Source organism: Bacillus kexueae, assembly GCF_022809095.1.
Taxonomy (GTDB): Bacteria; Bacillota; Bacilli; order Bacillales; family Aeribacillaceae; genus Bacillus_BZ; species Bacillus_BZ kexueae.
Genome location: NZ_JALAZE010000008.1, coordinates 68391 through 85958 on the forward strand (window position 1 = coordinate 68391; position 17568 = coordinate 85958).

A 17568-nucleotide genomic window follows, 5' to 3' on the forward strand; every position below is an offset into this window, starting at 1 on the left:
TATTTATAATAAAAGTTGGTAAAAATCGACATGCTGCCACTCATTAAATTTAAATCCCACTTCTTTAAATCGGCCAATAAATTCGAATCCGAATCGTTCATGTAATGTAACGCTTGCCTCATTTCCTGTTGTAATTCCTGCAATTAGACAATGAATTTGTAAGACTTTTGCTATTTCAATCATTTCTTGTAAGAGAGATTTTCCAATTCCTTTTCCTCGATACGTTCGATCTATGTATAAGGAAACTTCCATTGTATACTTGTATGCTTCTTTTTCACGAAACGGAGAAAGACCACAATAGCCGACTACCTTCCCGTCCATTTCTGCAACTAATAATGGATTTTGATCACGAAAGGAACGAAACCATTGTAATCGATCTTCTAACGATTTTACTTGGATATCAAACGTTGCCGTTAAATGGCGTACAGCATCATTATAAATTTCCATCATGTTAGGGACATCATCTTCAGTAGCTTTTCGAATAATCATTCTGTTATCTCCTTTCGTAGAACACCATTGAGTGAATAGTTAATATATTCCTTCATTTTACCTAATGGGCTAGAAGGAGTAAATACATAATAAACAATAATTTTATTATGTAAACTTAATCTCCAAGATGAAACTTCTTTGAATCATACTCATATTGTTTTGTTGTTGCAATAGCAGCAATCGTTGCACCAGCTGTTTGAGCGTAGCTACCAAACGTTTCAATTTGTTCACCGACTTCTTCCTTACCTTTTAAAACATACACAACCCCAACAGCTTCAAGTAATGCGCCTGCAGACTGCAAGGAGAGACCTGTAAGCTTGAGTTGAGAAAACTCTTCCTTACTTAACGTTTCAGCATAAGCTTCAAATAGCGCCCCTATTGATTGAAGGGAGTCCCCAATGATATCTAATTCATTTCCTTCTCTATCAAGGCCTTTTAAAGAAAGTGTTCCTGCTACTACGTTCGTCATGTTCCCACCAGCCTGAAACCATGAACCAAGAATCGAAAGAGATTGCCCATCAGTATTCTCGAACTCTTTTGAAGTCGCAATGGCTTGAAAAGAATTCCCTGTAGCCTCCAGACCATTTCCATAGATTACAAGCTTCGTTCCGACTTCTTCTGCGATAATCGTCTTCTCTGTTAGAATAATGGTATTTCCGATAGCTGAGATAGCTGTTCCTGCTGCCTGTATCCATACACCAGCAAGTTCAAGTAGACGATGGTCATTGTCCATATCAATTTCCCTCCTTAATTACAGTATATTCACACTGAAGGGGAGGGGGTTAGGTGGTTAACTTGATTTTAATTTTATAAGTAAAACTTATATGGGAAAAATGAATTTCATGAAACTACAAGGGCTTAAGGAAAAATGGATAATACAAAAAAGCAGGGGAATCAGTTATTCACCTGCTTTTTTAATCAATTGTTAAGATTTCACAATTTGTTCACGACTCATTTTTTGTATTAATTGTTCAAAATATGGGAATGAAAGTTGAACAACAAGTCCTAGTGTTAACGTGACAATGATTGTCCCAATTCCAATGGCTCCTTTAAATAGAAAAGCAAGTGTTAAAGCAAACCCTTCACTCACAATACGAGCGTTTCGAAGGTTTAACCCGAAGCGTTGATGAATTGCGACCATTAACGTATCCATAGGACTAGCTGGAAATTTTGCTTGTAAGTAAATCGCAACTCCAACGCCCATTGCTAAAATCCCAGAAATTAAGTAAACAAACTGGAACACAATGTTTGTAGGGACGAACGGTTGAAGAACAATTAACAGCCAAAAATCAATTAAAGCCCCAATTACTAAGATCGTCACCGCCGCTAAAATTTCAGGCTTCTTTTTTAACAAAAAGGAATTAAGAATAATGAGGATAACTCCGTTGATAAAAACACAAGTACCTACCGTAATTCCGAACATATTGGACTCTCCAACAGCTAATGCATCCCAAGCAGAAGCACCTAGGCCGGACTGGATGATGAGACCAACTCCTAATGTTAATAAAAGTAATCCAAAACTAAAAAATAAAATTCTTTCTTTCATCTGTAAAATACTCCTTATCCTAAACTAGAAGTCATCAGTCGTCTGACATCTCAAACGCTTACATATAGAGAATAATAATCAACTTCCGAGCGAAAATCAAGATATAATTTCAACCATTTCATTCGGAAAGCACGAATGAAAATTTTGGAGGTGGAGGATAATACTATTGAACTTTGGAAAGAAAAGGGGCTTTTTACATGGATGATGTAGTCATTGCACGATCGATGTTTGGGACCACAATGGGGTTTCATATTATTTTTGCAACACTTGGAGTTGGATTACCGCTCATGATGTTGCTTGCTGAGCTTTTATACCAAAAAACAAAAGACAGAGATTACGCGATAATGGCCAATAGGTGGACGAAAGGATTTGCCGTCTTATTAGGCGTTGCCATTCCTTCTGGTACGATTGCCGGTGTTCAACTGTCATTACTTTGGCCTGGATTTATGGAAGTTATCGGGAAAGTTATGGCACTTCCTTTCCAAATTGAAATTTACGCATTCTTTATTGAAGCATTATTTATGTCGATTTATGTATATGCAGCGGACCGTATTTCACCTGCAATGCGAATTTTAAGTCTAATATTTGTAGCGCTTGGTGCGGTTGCCTCAGCCGTTCTTATTACGAATGTGCATGCATTTGAGGGAACACCAGCGGGTTTTCGCATTGAAAATGGCGAAATCGTCGATGTGAATCCTTGGCGCGCTTTTTTCAATCCGAGTTTCATCACTACAGCTGGACATGTTGCGGTATCTGCTTATATGACAGGGGCATTCGTCATCGGCTCCATTGCTGCCTTTAAGATGCTTAAGGAGTCTAACCGAACATCAGCCGTCTATCAGTTTCATCGGAAAGCCTTTCAATTAGCATTAGTAGTTGGTGGTATTTTTTCATTATTGACGGCCATTAATGGCCATGAATCGGCTCAACTACTACATGAGTATCAACCTGAAAAACTAGCTGCTGCTGAAGGCTTATTCGAAACGCAACCCTATGCACCGTTGGCTATTGGGGGATTCACTGATGAAGAGACTCAAGAAGTCAAATGGGCAATTGAAATTCCTTGGGCTTTAAGTTTTCTAGCTGGCGACCGATTCGATACAGTAGTTAAAGGATTAAATGATTTTCCACGTGAATGGTGGCCACCTTTGTTCGTTCACACCTTATTTAATGCGATGGTATTAATCGGTTCACTCTTATTAGTACTGGCATGGGGTGGTATTATATGGATTAAGTTTTTGAAGAAGAAGCATTTCCCACGCTACTACTTATGGGCACTCGTTTTCGGAGGACCCCTTGCACTATTATCCGTTGAATTTGGTTGGATATTTGCTTGTACCGGGAGGCAACCGTGGGTCATTTACCGGCTGATGAAGACGGAAGATGCAGTTACTGGCTCGACTCAGTTAGGCGTTTTATTTATTTTATTTACAGCCATTTTTATTATATTAGGAACGGCTGTCGTTCTCGTTCTTCTTCATTATTTTAAGCGACATCCTGTTCACCAAGAATTATCGGAGGGGACATCATGACGGATAGTATTTTAGCTATATCACTTTTATGGGGGTTTGTGTTTATATATGCTGTCATGGCGACGATGGATTTTGGTGCCGGTTTTTGGTCAATGGTTTATATTAATCGTGAAAAAACGAATGCGACAAATATCGCTAACCGCTACTTATCGCCGACATGGGAAGTAACAAATGTATTCATTGTGGCAATTGTTGTTGCGCTTGTAACCTTTTTTCCTGGTGCAACGTTCACACTCGGGACTGTTTTATTAATCCCTGGTAGTATCATATTGTTATTCCTTTCAATCCGAAGTGGGTTCCTCGTTTTTTCTCATGCAGTGAAAGATTACGAAAAGCCTTTAACGTACGTATCTGGAATATCAGGATTTCTCATTCCTTGTTTATTGATTACAATTTTACCGATTACACATGGAGATTACATTGTAAACGTGAATGGAGTTGATCAACTACATTTAACAAAGCTCATCACAAGTCCACACATATATGCATTTATGAGCTTCGCTTTTTTTAGTACCCTTTTTCTATCTTCATTACTATTAGCAGACTATTCGAACGAAGCTCGTGAGAAAGAAGCTTTCATCATTTATCGTCGAGACGCTATGATCACAGGGCCATTATCACTTGTTTCTGCCTTTTTCATATTAATTACGATGAAAACAGAAGCAACTTGGCTTTATGAGAAGATGATTAGCCATAGTACATTACTAATCATCTCCGTATCCATGTTTTTAGTAGCTGGAATTGCATTGTATGACCCTTTCAAAAGAGCAAAAGGAGACAAAAAAGGGTGGCCGCGATTAGCGGTTATTGCAATTGTTGCTCAATATTTAATCGCTAGCTATGTATATGGTATATCTCATTTACCATATATCGTTTATCCAACAATCACCATTGAATCAGGTTTTACACATCCTAATACTTTTCGAGCGTTGTTTACCACTTATATCGTAGGTTTCCTAATCTTATTTCCGGGCTTTTTTTATTTTTGGCGCCTCTTTATGAAAGACAAACGGTACGTTCGTAACTCAAACAAATAAGAAGGAGGGGGAAGAAATGTATGTCCGACTCGGATACGTTGCCATGAGCGTACACCTACATCATTGTTCTCCTTCACAAACGATGACATTTCGTCAGTTTACCAAAATTAAGGATCGAGAAGCCGCCATTCGAAAGCTTGAACGAATCGCGCGATCAAATATCGAAAATTGCCTTCGAATATTAAAGCATAACCGGGCACATGATATACAGTTTTTCCGCCTCAGTTCACGTCTCATTCCACTTGCGAATCATGAGGCATTAGCTGATTGGGATTATTTATCCCCGCTCGAACAACCTTTAAAAGAAATCAGGAAGTTTCTATCAGAACACCCAATGAGAATTGATTTTCACCCGGATCACTTTGTTGTACTCAATACAAAGGACGTATCGACATTAAAAACATCCATTCAAGCATTACATCTTCATGAACAATTACTAAAGAGAATGGGAATTCCTCTTAAACACCGATGTGTCATTCATGTTGGTGGGGGATATGAAGACCAGGAAAAAGCATTGGAACAGTTCATTCATAATTGGGCATATGTCCCTGAAAGAATTCAAAACCTAATCATGTTAGAAAATGATGACACGACATTTACAATGTCTCAAACCTTATATTTATGCGAGAAGTTGGGCATTCCTTTCGTCTTCGATTTCCACCATCATGAGGCAAATAATGGGGGAGAAATATGGGAGGAGCATTGGGAGCGAGCAATTCAAACATGGAATTGTTCACCGTTACCAATGAAGATGCATATATCAAGCCCTCGAGACGAGGTAGCTTTCCGTGCTCATCATGACTACATCAACGCCGAACAATTTTATCAATTTCTCTGCAATGTGAAGGGTAGTATTGACCAATTAGACTGTATGATTGAAGCAAAGCAAAAAGATGAAGCACTGTTTCGTCTTATGCATGAGCTTTCTTCTTACCCAAACATTGAAGTTATCGATCAGGCATCTTTTCATTTGAAGTGAAAATAAGAAAAGCGCAAAGCGCAAGTCCTTAGGCGAAGGGCGCTGGAGGACCTGCGAGGAGGGTTCCGTCGCCACAGCAGGGCCGAAGCGACCCGAGCTGGTGGAGCATAGAGCTAGACACCAAAAAACTGTAAAGAGAACACTTTATTGAACTTAAACTTTCTGTAACTATAAAAAAGAAGTGTTCATTTAGCCAGTATCACTAACTAAATGAACACTTTAAACATTTAATGAACGACCGTTGAAAAATCATCGAGCCATTTTACTAGCTCGTTATTTTCTAACGGTTTCGAAAAGTAATACCCTTGTACAACAGGGCATTCAGAAAGCGAACGGAGAAATTCCATTTGTTTTTCTGATTCGACTCCTTCAATTACGACATTTAAATGTAAAGATTGTCCAAGTGAGATAATCGTTTTTAAAATGGCCGAGTCTTTTTCAGAATCCGGAATATCATCAACAAACGATTTATCGATTTTCAACGTCGAAATCGGTAATCGCTTTAAGTACGATAAGGATGAGACGCCTGTTCCGAAGTCATCTAACGCTACGGAAAACCCAAATAATCGAAACTCATTTACTGCCTTAATGGCACGATGAATGTTGTTAATGACACTCGTTTCTGTAATTTCTAGTTCCAATTGATTCGGATTTATGCCATATTTTGATATGCAATTTTTTAAGACGCTCATTAATCGTGGAGATGTAACGTACGGACCCGGAATATTGATGGCAACTTGCAACTTGCATTTACCACCTTCAGACCATGCCGCCAATTGTCGGCATACTTCTTCAATTACCCAATCGGTAACGTCAAACATTTTTCCGTTTTCTTCTAACACAGGGATGAATACGCCCGGAGATATGAATCCTTTTGTCGGATGTTGCCAACGTAATAATGCCTCTAAACCTAGCACTTCTCTCGTATGGGAGCAAACCTTTGGCTGATAGACTAAAAATAACTCTCGATTCGTCATAGCTTGATTGATTTCATCGACGATTTGGTTTTGGAACGAATATGTATGAACTGATGGTTGGTATAAAACGACATCATGTGAATAACGAATCGAAGAATGATCTAAAACGGCTAACGTATTGGCAAACAAATCTTCAGCATGAGCCTCATTATTCGTTGCAACTGCACAAACCATGTCTACTGTTAACGAATGATCATCAATCTTAATTTGTGTTTTCAACATATCCATCAGGGACTCTAAACCGTTAATAAACCTTTTAGCACCATAATGTTCATTCACAAAAAGAACAAAGCGATTTCCTTCAATCCGAGATACATAAGCGTTTAATGGCTTATACTTAGCGATTATTTCTGCGATATTAGCAATAATTTGATCTCCAAAAGTATACCCGAACTGTCGATTCCATCTTCCTAAATCATGAATATGAATAACTGCTAAAGAACCTACATGCTTGTGAGTAGCAAGGACGCGCTCAAAGTGCTTCCTGTTCGGCAAAAGAGTTAAAGCGTCGAAATTTTTCAATCGATATTCTACATATCGCTCAATGACAACGGTTATTCCTTTAAAAAGACCTAAGAAGCTAAGAACTACCACGATGGATACGAAAATTAACGTCAAATTTATTTTCGGAGATGACTGATAACCGAGCAGAAGAGATGAGTCGACCAAACCATTCGTTGCAATGAGTCCAGCGTAATGAATGGTTGAAATGACAGACCCAATAATCATGGCCGTCATCAATTTCCGCATTTTTTTGCGTTTCATTCGTTTCTTTAATTGACTGTACAAATAAAGTGCGCCAATTGTCGAAAGGACAGCCGTTCCTGTTGAGACGATAAAAATCATGAAGTAATCGGAAAAGGTTGGTGAAGATTCAATTAGCAAGGCAGCTAGCACGTGAGTAGTAGCAATGCCAGTCCCCATTATAAATCCAGCTTTAACAAATAATTTTTTTGAATCTTTTTTCCGTGTAGCAACGACAAAGGCATAATAAGAGGCGAGTATAACCGGTATTGCAGAACCGACTGCATACAATTCCCCATATTTCATGAGATTAGGATTTACGTAAGCACTCATTCCAATAAAGTGCATAGACCAAATACCAATCCCCATTGCGACAGATGCCAATCCTAGCCATACGTAACGATTAACAAAACGATCATGCTGACTTTTATCATTCATTGAAAGAGCCGTATAAGAAGATAAACAAACAATCACAAATGAAATTGCGATAATTAGAAAGGTGTACTCTCCATCCATAGTGTTCCATTGAGTAAAACTGTGGTAGATAAACATTGGTAACAACCTTTCATTTCAAAATGAAAGAAAACGGAATAGTTCAATTGGACTAACACCGACACACTCCCATTGTATTATATCGGCATAAAACGACAAATTTCCATCGTTTCTGTTAAAAAAATGAAATCTCAAAAAAATTTCTTCTCACAGAACAAAAAAATAAGGAGCTATCCAGAAAGTATAGCTCCAATTCTTAGCGAAAATGATATTCGGTTAATCTCATCAGGTGACTGACACGTTCCTTAGGGAAGACCGGACTAGTTTCGACTGTTCCCGCTGGAATCACGCCACCACCTTAATTTGGATAAATGGGAGCTGCTTTTCGTCGAACATATTAGGCAGCCCTTAAGGAAAGTCTATTTACTTTCAAGTTGAGTTAAATATGTTTGCAACTCTTTTGCAATAGCACGCATTCCGAAAAGACCAGCTTTCGCTTCTGCTTCTGGATTATAATTCGTGTTTGTGTTGACATCATATGTATAGATGTTTCCATTTTGATCTTCGATGCATTCAATGCCGGCAAAATGGATATTATTAGCACGTAAAAACGATTCATATTGCTTCAAGTATGGGTTTTCATAGTTTTGTATAATTTCAAATTTCGGCTTCGGATTTTTTGTTGTCGGACAATAGGAATCACCAATTTGGCACGCATCGGCTGGACATAACTCAAATCCTTGCGAAGTATCAACACGAACAGCGTAGAAGAAAGAACCGTTAATAAACTCACATCGCATAATATAAGGTTTTGGGGCTTCAATATATTGTTGTACCAATGTGATCCCATCTATGGATGGTTCAAATTCATCGCTTTCTACATATTCTTTTAACGATTGAAGTGAATGAAATTTTCGTACACCTAGACCTTTCCCAGCACGGTTATGTTTCGTGATAAATGGTCCAGAGAACGAAGAAGCGGCCTCAAGAATTTGTTCTTTTCCAATCGCTGCAATTGTTTTCGGTACTGGAATTCCAAACGACTGAAGTGAAGTATATTGAGCGACTTTGCTAATTTCCAATTGCAATGCTCGACTATTATTGAGTACAACTCGACCATGACTTTCTAACCACGATAGGACAGAAGCTGTATATTCGGGTGAAAAACGATGATTTCGCGTATGTGAAGATGCACTCATACGGTTATAAAAAATCCCTTCAGGGGGTTCTTTCGTTAAATCAATCGTTCCTTCATGTAAAAACCAATCTTCATAGGGGACATTCAACTCATTTAAAGCATCGAACAACGGCTTGGTCCACTCTTGATTTTCATGTATGACATAAACCTTTCTCTCCAACTAAAACACCTCCAACATTTCCTATCAATCTACTCAAGTATAAAGGATTTCAGTTAAAGATGGAATTGATACATCCACTTTGATAGAATGAAAGGGTTAAATAGCGAGAGAAGAAAGGAACTGACGTTACATGAAATGTTTTTCCATTGATTTGGATGGAACTTTATTAAACTCAAAGCACGAGATTTCAGAAGAGAATTTAACCGTTATTAAGAGTCTTCTTAATGAAGGTCATCACGTTATTATAAATACAGGTCGTGCAATTCAAGATGTGTTAAAAATCAATGCCGTTGAGCAATTAAGATTGCCTATTTTCTGTATAAATGGATCCGTTCTTTTTTCAAAAAATAGAGAGCTTCTATATGAAGCAACTTTATCGATCGAAACCTATCAAGAAGTGTATCGACAGTTAAAAGAGTTAGAAGTTGAAGTTCTCGTTTACACGAATGAAGGGGGATTACCAACAACACTACCACCACTTCATAAAAAAACGTGGGAAGAAGCCCAAAAACTGTTCAGAGAATTTAACTATGACTCTATTTTATCGATACCTGACTTAAAAATATTTAAAATGATTGCACTTGTTGATAAGGAGAATATCGCTCAAATTGACAAGGTAAAAGAAGTTTTAGAGAGGGTACCAAATCTTTCACTTGCTTCTTCATTTCCAAACAATTTGGAGATTACTTCTGGTGACGCGCATAAAGGAAAAGCAATCCTCCGTTACGCTGAATTAATGGGTGTTCAATATGATGAAATCTATGCGTTTGGAGACGGCGGAAACGATTTAGGTCAATTTGAAGTGGCAACAACTTCCGTTGCAATGGCAAATGCGCCGAAAAACATACAAGAAAAAGCGGATATCGTGACAAAAACAAATGACGAAAACGGATTTGCATATGCTGTGAAACACTTACTTCCTCTAAGAACTATAACTGTTTAAAACGAAAAATGAAGACCTAATGAACGAAATTTCTTTAGGTCTTCACTTTAAATTAAGCTTGAACAATCATTGTTTCCACTTAATATTGCACCCTAAGCTTGGTTTCTGATTCGGATTTACAGGCTGACCGTTTAAAATAGCATCCAACGCTTCTTTTAAACTATCACCGGTCACAGGCTTATCATTACCTGGTCTTGAATCGTCAAATTGACCTCGATACACTAACTTTAATTCATCGTCAAACACGAAGAAATCTGGAGTACAAGCAGCATTATATGCTTTTGCTACTTCTTGTGATTCATCAAATAAGTACGGGAATGGATAGTGTAATTGTTCCGCTACTTCTTTCATTTTTTCGGGTGAATCTTCTGGGTAATTTTCCACGTCATTTGCGTTAATCGCAACGAAAGAGATTCCTTTCGCTTGATAGTTACGGGCTACTTCGACTAATACATCTTGCACATGAATCACAAATGGACAATGATTACAAATGAACATGACTACCGTTGCCGTTTCTGACTTCACATCACTCAGTTTCGTCGTTTTACCAGTTACCGGGTTATACAATTCAAATAATGGAGCTATAGAACCAAGAGGGAGCATTACCGATTCAGTTCGTGCCATTATATTCCATCCTTTCCTTTATTTTCACCTGTTAGTATAACGAATGAATCATACCTAGTAAATGGATATACCTTTTTCGACGAATCTTCGTACAATATGCTATAGTAATAAATCGACATATTCTTTTTACTAGATAGGAAGATCAGGATGACATCAACTTTACAATACATAAAAGAATGGAAAAAAGCGCTTCAAGCGGAAATTGTCCATCTAAAAAAATACGGAAGTACAAAATTTCCTATTAAAAACGGACGACTTGTCTCACATGAACCAACCTTTACGTATTATTTTGACGCAATTGTCCCGATGAACATCCCAAATGGTTCATCTATTCGTCTTGAATGGGGACATGTAAAAGAAACAGGAATTCTAGTCTCAGCAGATGGGGGAGGTGTTTTATTATCAGTTGAACGCTCCTTTGGAGACCTCATCCCGGAAGCAAACTTACTTCATGACCCATGGGAACTTTTAGATGAACTTTATGCGAGAATTGATGAAATGAAAGAGAGTAAGAAAAAACGTGCAAGAGTAAAAAAACTCCTTCATCCGACAATGGAACCTAAACATCCGACGACAAGTATTAAAAGTTCTATCCATGAAGTCATTCTTCGTTCCAAATACAATCCTATCACATTTATTTGGGGACCACCTGGTACCGGGAAAACATACACGCTGGCTCGGGTTGCTGCAAATAAGTATATGAAAAACAAACGGGTGCTGCTTTTATCACACAGTAACCAAGCAGTCGATGTGTTGATGAACGAAATGGCAAGCTTTTTAGTACGGAAAGACCTATTGAAAGTAGGAGAAATCCTTCGATACGGTACACAAAACAGTGGTACTTTAGACGATAGCTATTCCATCACCACATCGCAATTGTTAGGAAGTCAACATCCCGATTTAGCAGAAAAAAGAGAGAAACTACTAAATGAACGAAAAGGAATAAAACAAGATTTAGCTCGATCTTACTCAAAAAGGGATTCAGAACAATTAATGGAGATCGAAAAAGATTTAGCCTCACTATTAGAAAAAATTCGCAAGAAAGAAATAGATTTCGTAAAGGATGCAAAAGTAATTGGGACAACACTTGCGAAGGCAGCTAGCGATCCGACAATCTATGAAACAGAGTATGATCTCATTATTATTGATGAAGCAAGTATGGCGTATGTGCCACAAGCAGCGTTTGCCGCTTCATTAGGGAAACGGACCATTGTATGCGGAGACTTTATGCAATTACCACCTATCGCTCAAGGGCGGCATTCCCTTGTTACTAAATGGTTGAAGCAAGACGTTTTTCACGCATCCGGGGTTGCAAAATCGGTCGACACGGGCGAACTTCATCCTCATTTGTTTTTATTACGTGAACAACGTCGGATGCACCCTGACATTTCAAGCTTTACTAACAATGTCATTTACCGAGCATTTGTCGGAGACCATAAAAGCGTCTTAACGAGCCGAAATGAATTAGTTTCACAAAAGCCGTTTGAGGAGAAAGCGTCCATTTTGCTTGACACGAGCAATACGGGTGACTATTGCTGGAAAGATGAAACGACGAAATCCTATGTCAACCTGTGGCAATTGTTACTCTCGTTTCAACTAATTCACGAAGGATATACAGCGGGCATACGTTCGATCGGCTATGTGACCCCGTATCGTGCACAAAGTATTCTAATGGAAAAGCTTCTTCAAGACATATATGAACATGAAAAGCATGTTGCAAACATCATCTCAGCAACTGTCCACCGATTCCAAGGAAGTGAGCGAGATATGATGATCTTTGATACGGTCGATAGCTTCCCGAAGGAACGGCCAGGGATGCTTTTGATTGGGAGAGAAAGCGAACGGCTCATCAACGTCGCCATCACGCGAACGAAAGGGAAGTTTATTCACGTCGGTAACATCGATTTTATGCAACAAAACATCTACCGGAGTCAAACGCTTCGAAAACTCGTTGACTATCAAATTGCGAGAGGACAAACTGTTTATCCAAACGAAATTGGGACATGGATTCAAAAACAGCATCCGAAGCTTCGATGGATGCATGCTAAAAAAATAGAACTGGTAATGCAGGACTTAAAAAACGCACGTCAATCCATTATGGTCGCCCTCCCGATAGGAGAACAGCTAAATTCTGAATGGAGGAACGCTCTAAAGCCATATAAAAACTATGTGAAAGTGATTCCATCCACTCTACCATTTCCATTTCTTTTAATAGATGAACAATTAGTTTGGATTGGCCTTTTTCTCACGAACAAAGAAAAGAGAAAACCACCATTTGTTGCAGCTAGATTACTTGCACCGTCGATTGGAAAATTTCTTACAACAACTATCCAAACATAAATTACGAAGCGACGGTAAAAAGCTAGGGGGGACTCCAGCGGGAAAGCTCGAGTAACAGACCATTATTGCAGATGGGCTTTCCCGCTAGAGAAGCTGATAGATAAATAGAGAGGATAGCCGTGAATCTCGCCTGCAATAAAAAGGAGATTCTGCGAGGTTATAGAAGTTCGCTTGGAGCTAGACACCAAAAAAACGGTAAAGAGAATACTGGAACACTTTAACTTAAACTTTCTGTAACAATGAAGAAAGAGGCTGTCCTAATTGGGCAGCCTCTTTTTAATTAAGCATAAAGCTCTTGAAGTCTTTTTTGAATCTCTTCGTTTTCTAAATACTCATCATATGTTGTCTGCTTGTCAACCATTCCGTTCGGAGTAATCTCAATAATTCGATTTGCGATTGTTTGCACGAACTGGTGGTCATGAGATGTAAAGAGCATCGCACCTTTAAACTTCATTAAACCGTTATTTAGTGCAGTAATAGATTCTAGATCTAAGTGGTTCGTCGGATCATCAAATAATAATACGTTTGAACCGCTTAACATCATTTTTGAAAGCATACAACGTACTTTTTCTCCACCCGACAATACGCTTGCTTTCTTCATCACTTCTTCACCAGAGAAGAGCATACGACCAAGGAATCCACGTAAAAACGTCTCACTTTGATCATTCGGTGAATATTGTCGCAACCAATCCACTAAGTTTAAATCATTGTTTTCAAAGTACTCACTATTATCGCGAGGGAAGTACGCTTGTGATGTCGTAACACCCCATTTGAACGAGCCGCTATCAGGTTCCATTTCACCCATTAGAATTTTGAATAACGTAGTATATCCAATCTCATTTGTTCCGACAAAAGCAATTTTATCTTCCTTATTCATCGTAAAGCTTACATTGTCTAACACTTTCACACCATCAATGGTTTTCGTTAACCCTTCGACACGCAAAACGTCATTTCCAATTTCGCGTTCAGGCGCAAAGTGAACGTACGGATAGCGACGAGATGAAGGTTTAATATCGTCCAATGTAATTTTCTCAAGTAATTTCTTACGAGAAGTCGCCTGTTTAGATTTCGATGCATTCGCACTAAATCGAGCGATAAACGCTTGAAGTTCTTTAATTTTCTCTTCTTTTTTCTTATTTTGCTCTTGCATCATTTTTTGAGCTAACTGGCTTGATTCATACCAGAAATCGTAGTTCCCAACATAAATTTGGATTTTCCCATAATCCAAATCCGCAATGTGCGTACATACTTTGTTTAAGAAGTGGCGATCATGGGATACGACAATCACAGTATTTTCAAAGTTAATTAAAAACTCTTCCAGCCATTGAATTGCCTTTATATCAAGGTTGTTCGTTGGCTCATCCAGAAGCAATACATCTGGTTTGCCGAATAATGCTTGAGCTAAAAGAACTTTTACCTTTTCGGCACCCGTTAAATCAGCCATTTTTTTCGTATGAAGCTCTTCTTGAATGCCTAAACCTTTTAATAAAATAGCGGCTTCTGATTCAGCTTCCCAACCGTTTAATTCAGCAAATTCCGCTTCCAATTCTGCAGCACGCATTCCGTCTTCATGTGTAAAGTCCGGCTTCATATAGATAGCGTCTTTTTCTTGCATCACTTCGTATAATCTCGTATGCCCCATAATAACCGTTTGAAGTACTTCAAATTCTTCGTATTCAAAATGGTTTTGTTTTAATACAGCTAAACGCTCATCAGGATTCATATGAACGTGACCTGTTTGAGGCTCAATTTCCCCAGATAACACTTTCAAGAAAGTTGATTTTCCCGCACCATTTGCGCCAATTAATCCATAACAATTCCCTGGGCTAAACTTAATGTTCACATCTTCAAACAACTTACGATCAGCAAATCGCAAGCTTACATTTTGTACTGTAATCATATTGCTTTTAATCCTCCAAACTAATCATGTCTACGAAAGTATACCATTTTCTTTCGGAAATGGCGATGTTTGATTATAGAGAAATAAAGGGTTTTGTTTCTACGGATGAGAAGACGACATGCGTTACCGTTGTAGCAAATGGAGAGACTTCATCAATAAATTGTTCAACATCTGAAAGAGAGTGAAAATACCGCTTCAATACAAAACAAGCACTACCAGCGATTCGATGACAAAACTCCACTTGTGGTAAGTTTGATACATATTTTTTGAAAGTATCATATTGACCGCCTTTAATCGTTACCTCAAAAAGACAACAAACCGGATAACCGACTTTTCCGTAATCAATTTGAATGGTATATCCTTTGATTATCCCAAACGATTCTAACTGTTTAATCCGCTCACTTATTGCTGGTGCAGAACGATTGAGAAGACGTGCTAATTCTCTCATGGATAGCCGACTATTTTTCATAAGTTCATCTATAATCTTCAAATCTAGGTCATCTAATTTCATTTGAAAATTATTTCTCCTTCCAACCTTTAATTTGCCATGTTTTTAAGAGAAAAACTTTACATCCATTATGTTATTGTACAGATATATTTATTACTATTATGGCAAGGAGGGAAGATAATGACAATCATATCTTTATCGGATCACGGTGAAACACCTTTTGAAAAGATTTTAGGTCACAATGTAGACATTTTACAGGCATGGTCTCACTTACACGAAGTAGTAGTAAAAAAAGGGTTATTATCCGCGACGCTTAAAGAGCAAGTGAGGAGAACGCTCGCACGACAAAATGGGTGTGAATATTGTCAAGTGAAAGGGATGCCGCAAAGACACCTATTTGATGAAAAAACAACCGTAGCAGTGGCTTTTGCTGAAGTTTTTTTAAAGGAAAAAGGGAACGTTCCACCTTCTGCTGTCCATGTTTTGCAACAAACCTTTTGTGATGCTGAAATAAGTGAACTCGTTGCCTTTATTACGTTTATCACAGCATCTCAATATGTAGGTGCGATCTTAAAATTGTCCTAAGTGCTCTTCGTTGAAGGGCACTTCTAATTGACAACTTCAACTAAATTTTGCATACTATAGTTAGAAGATTATCTAAATATCTAAATGTAATTAATAATTAGAAATTTATCTAAATATCTAAAAAGAGGGGGGAACACCATTGTCTTTTAATGACGCATTTAAAGCGATTTCAGATCCCAGTCGTAGACGGATTTTATCTTTGCTGAAAAAAGGAGATTTGACAGCAGGTGAGATTGCATCCCACTTTGATATGCAAAAGCCGAGTGTTTCGCATCATTTAAAGCTTTTAAAACAAGCGGATTTAGTGCACGATGAGCGAAGAGGACAGCATATCTACTATTCGCTTAATACGACGGTGTTTCAAGAACTTTTAAGTTGGTTTTACGATATTTTAGAAAAGGATGGGGAAAGAAATGAAAAATAATCGTTTCTTTATATTTATTATTGTTTTGTCATTTTTAGCAGGTTTACTCGCACTGCCGTATTTACCTGAACAAGTGGCTATTCATTGGAATGCTGCAGGAGAGCCAGATAATTATGGTCATAAATTATTCGGCGCATTATTCCTGCCTATTATGATGATATTTCTACTCGGCTTGTTTCACATATTGCCGTCCATTGACCCGAAAAAAAAGAATTATACCCATTTTAAACAGAGCTATCAAATTCTTATAAACACACTCGCCATTGTCTTTTTGATCATTCACCTTTCATTACTTGGTAGCAACTTAGGTTATAACATTGATATTTCATTTGTCGTTCCACTTGTCATCGGTCTATTATTTATCGTCATTGGAAACTACATGCCGAAAATGAAACATAACTATTTTGTCGGAATACGTACACCTTGGACACTTGCGAGTGAACGCGTATGGTACAAAACACACCGACTTGGAGGGAAGGTATTCGTATTCATGGGAGTGGTTGCCATTTTCTCTTTATGGACGGAAGGGACTTGGCGATTCATCGTATTTATTTCAGTTACACTCGCTAGTACACTCTTTTTAATCATCCAGTCGTATCGATATTACAAACAGGAAACAAAGTAAATGGTATTAGGTGCATCGACATTCCGATGCACCCTTTTTGTAATACATGGTAAAATTGGTAGGAATGTACGAAAGGGGGGAGGGCGTATGCGGTGGATTCCTTTTATTCTACTTTTATGCTTATTTCCGGCTGTCGCATATGGAGAAGCAACGGTCATTCTAAAAGGAGAAGCGGCTGGTTACTCCTATTCTATTAACGATGGAAAATGGAATGTTCAAAAGGGAGAGCGTTCGAAAGAAGTTGTTGAATCTGATGAAAATCGTGAAGCTTTATTTCAGTACCAAGAGACCATTGAAAGTTTAAAATCGACTCTCAGCACCATCATCATAACATTCGTATATTTAAGCATCGTCGTCTTAGCAGGATTTTACGTTCGGAAAAAGACGTGGAAAGGTGAAGGTCTTACCATTGTCTTCTTTTTTGGTCTCATAGCGATATGGATTCTTGTTGAACATCTAATTGATTATTCAAGATACTTGAAAGACGTTCAGTATTATTTCGAACGCATCATACTGTACATTTAA

Annotated in this window: 17 protein-coding genes; 9 read left to right on the plus strand and 8 right to left on the minus strand. The window is 38.2% G+C overall.

The window, feature by feature from the left end; genetic code table 11:
* Positions 1 to 3 precede the first annotated feature (3 nt).
* From ML543_RS13105 to ML543_RS13115, 3 genes are all read right to left on the minus strand, one after another.
* The gene (locus tag ML543_RS13105) at positions 4 to 489 is read right to left on the minus strand and encodes a GNAT family N-acetyltransferase (RefSeq protein WP_243387897.1); all 486 of its coding nucleotides are present in this window, start codon (positions 487 to 489) and stop codon (positions 4 to 6) included.
* Positions 490 to 604: 115 nt separating this feature from the next.
* Positions 605 to 1222, minus strand: coding sequence for a DUF6944 family repetitive protein (locus ML543_RS13110; RefSeq protein WP_243387898.1), 618 nt, complete (start codon positions 1220 to 1222; stop codon positions 605 to 607).
* A 192-nt stretch (positions 1223 to 1414) separates the two neighbouring features.
* Positions 1415 to 2035 (minus strand): YczE/YyaS/YitT family protein, encoded by a 621-nt coding sequence (locus ML543_RS13115; RefSeq protein WP_243387899.1) that lies wholly within the window; start codon positions 2033 to 2035, stop codon positions 1415 to 1417.
* A 197-nt stretch (positions 2036 to 2232) separates the two neighbouring features.
* Between ML543_RS13115 and ML543_RS13120 the strand changes: the two genes are divergently transcribed.
* The 3 genes from ML543_RS13120 to uvsE are packed head-to-tail and all read left to right on the plus strand — an operon-like array spanning position 2233 to position 5583.
* Entirely contained in the window at positions 2233 to 3567 is a 1335-nt protein-coding gene (locus tag ML543_RS13120) for a cytochrome ubiquinol oxidase subunit I (protein WP_243387900.1), read from the plus strand.
* The gene (locus ML543_RS13125) at positions 3564 to 4604 is read left to right on the plus strand and encodes a cytochrome d ubiquinol oxidase subunit II (RefSeq protein WP_243387901.1); all 1041 of its coding nucleotides are present in this window, start codon (positions 3564 to 3566) and stop codon (positions 4602 to 4604) included. Before ML543_RS13120 ends, ML543_RS13125 begins: the two co-directional genes overlap by 4 nt.
* Positions 4605 to 4620: 16 nt before the next feature.
* Positions 4621 to 5583 carry a UV DNA damage repair endonuclease UvsE gene (uvsE, locus tag ML543_RS13130; RefSeq protein WP_243387902.1) on the plus strand — a complete coding sequence of 321 codons (963 nt, stop codon included), beginning with the start codon at positions 4621 to 4623 and terminating at the stop codon, positions 5581 to 5583.
* Between the two features lie 227 nt (positions 5584 to 5810).
* Here uvsE and ML543_RS13135 read toward each other — a convergent pair whose 3' ends face one another.
* On the minus strand, positions 5811 to 7856 hold the full coding sequence (locus ML543_RS13135) for a bifunctional diguanylate cyclase/phosphodiesterase (protein WP_243387903.1): 2046 nt from the start codon (positions 7854 to 7856) through the stop codon (positions 5811 to 5813).
* A 359-nt stretch (positions 7857 to 8215) separates the two neighbouring features.
* On the minus strand, positions 8216 to 9154 hold the full coding sequence (locus ML543_RS13140; RefSeq protein ID WP_243387904.1) for an ATP-grasp domain-containing protein: 939 nt from the start codon (positions 9152 to 9154) through the stop codon (positions 8216 to 8218).
* 130 nt (positions 9155 to 9284) lie between these two features.
* Between ML543_RS13140 and ML543_RS13145 the strand changes: the two genes are divergently transcribed.
* Positions 9285 to 10097, plus strand: a complete 813-nt coding sequence (locus ML543_RS13145; RefSeq protein ID WP_243387905.1) for an HAD family hydrolase — start codon at positions 9285 to 9287, stop codon at positions 10095 to 10097.
* A gap of 66 nt (positions 10098 to 10163) precedes the next feature.
* Here the strand turns inward: ML543_RS13145 and ML543_RS13150 are convergent, their stop codons facing one another.
* A complete protein-coding gene (locus ML543_RS13150; protein WP_243387906.1) occupies positions 10164 to 10721 on the minus strand; it encodes a thioredoxin family protein in 558 nt (185 codons plus the stop codon).
* Between the two features lie 147 nt (positions 10722 to 10868).
* On the opposite strand from ML543_RS13150, the gene ML543_RS13155 reads away from it, so the two are divergent.
* Positions 10869 to 13061, plus strand: coding sequence for a DEAD/DEAH box helicase (locus ML543_RS13155; RefSeq protein ID WP_243387907.1), 2193 nt, complete (start codon positions 10869 to 10871; stop codon positions 13059 to 13061).
* Positions 13062 to 13341: 280 nt separating this feature from the next.
* Here ML543_RS13155 and ML543_RS13160 read toward each other — a convergent pair whose 3' ends face one another.
* Together ML543_RS13160 and ML543_RS13165 are read right to left on the minus strand one after the other, a co-directional pair.
* The gene (locus ML543_RS13160) at positions 13342 to 14961 is read right to left on the minus strand and encodes an ABC-F family ATP-binding cassette domain-containing protein (protein ID WP_243387908.1); all 1620 of its coding nucleotides are present in this window, start codon (positions 14959 to 14961) and stop codon (positions 13342 to 13344) included.
* Positions 14962 to 15034: 73 nt separating this feature from the next.
* Complete coding sequence (locus ML543_RS13165) at positions 15035 to 15472, minus strand: Lrp/AsnC family transcriptional regulator (RefSeq protein ID WP_243387909.1); 438 nt, start codon at positions 15470 to 15472, stop codon at positions 15035 to 15037.
* Positions 15473 to 15589: 117 nt separating this feature from the next.
* On the opposite strand from ML543_RS13165, the gene ML543_RS13170 reads away from it, so the two are divergent.
* The 4 genes from ML543_RS13170 (at position 15590) to ML543_RS13185 (ending at position 17568) form a co-directional block, all read left to right on the plus strand.
* Entirely contained in the window at positions 15590 to 15994 is a 405-nt protein-coding gene (locus ML543_RS13170; RefSeq protein WP_243387910.1) for a carboxymuconolactone decarboxylase family protein, read from the plus strand.
* Between the two features lie 139 nt (positions 15995 to 16133).
* Positions 16134 to 16418 carry an autorepressor SdpR family transcription factor gene (locus tag ML543_RS13175; protein WP_243387911.1) on the plus strand — a complete coding sequence of 95 codons (285 nt, stop codon included), beginning with the start codon at positions 16134 to 16136 and terminating at the stop codon, positions 16416 to 16418.
* On the plus strand, positions 16408 to 17043 hold the full coding sequence (locus ML543_RS13180; protein ID WP_243387912.1) for an SdpI family protein: 636 nt from the start codon (positions 16408 to 16410) through the stop codon (positions 17041 to 17043). The genes ML543_RS13175 and ML543_RS13180 overlap by 11 nt, the downstream gene beginning before the upstream one ends.
* Positions 17044 to 17130: 87 nt before the next feature.
* Complete coding sequence (locus ML543_RS13185) at positions 17131 to 17568, plus strand: hypothetical protein (protein WP_243387913.1); 438 nt, start codon at positions 17131 to 17133, stop codon at positions 17566 to 17568.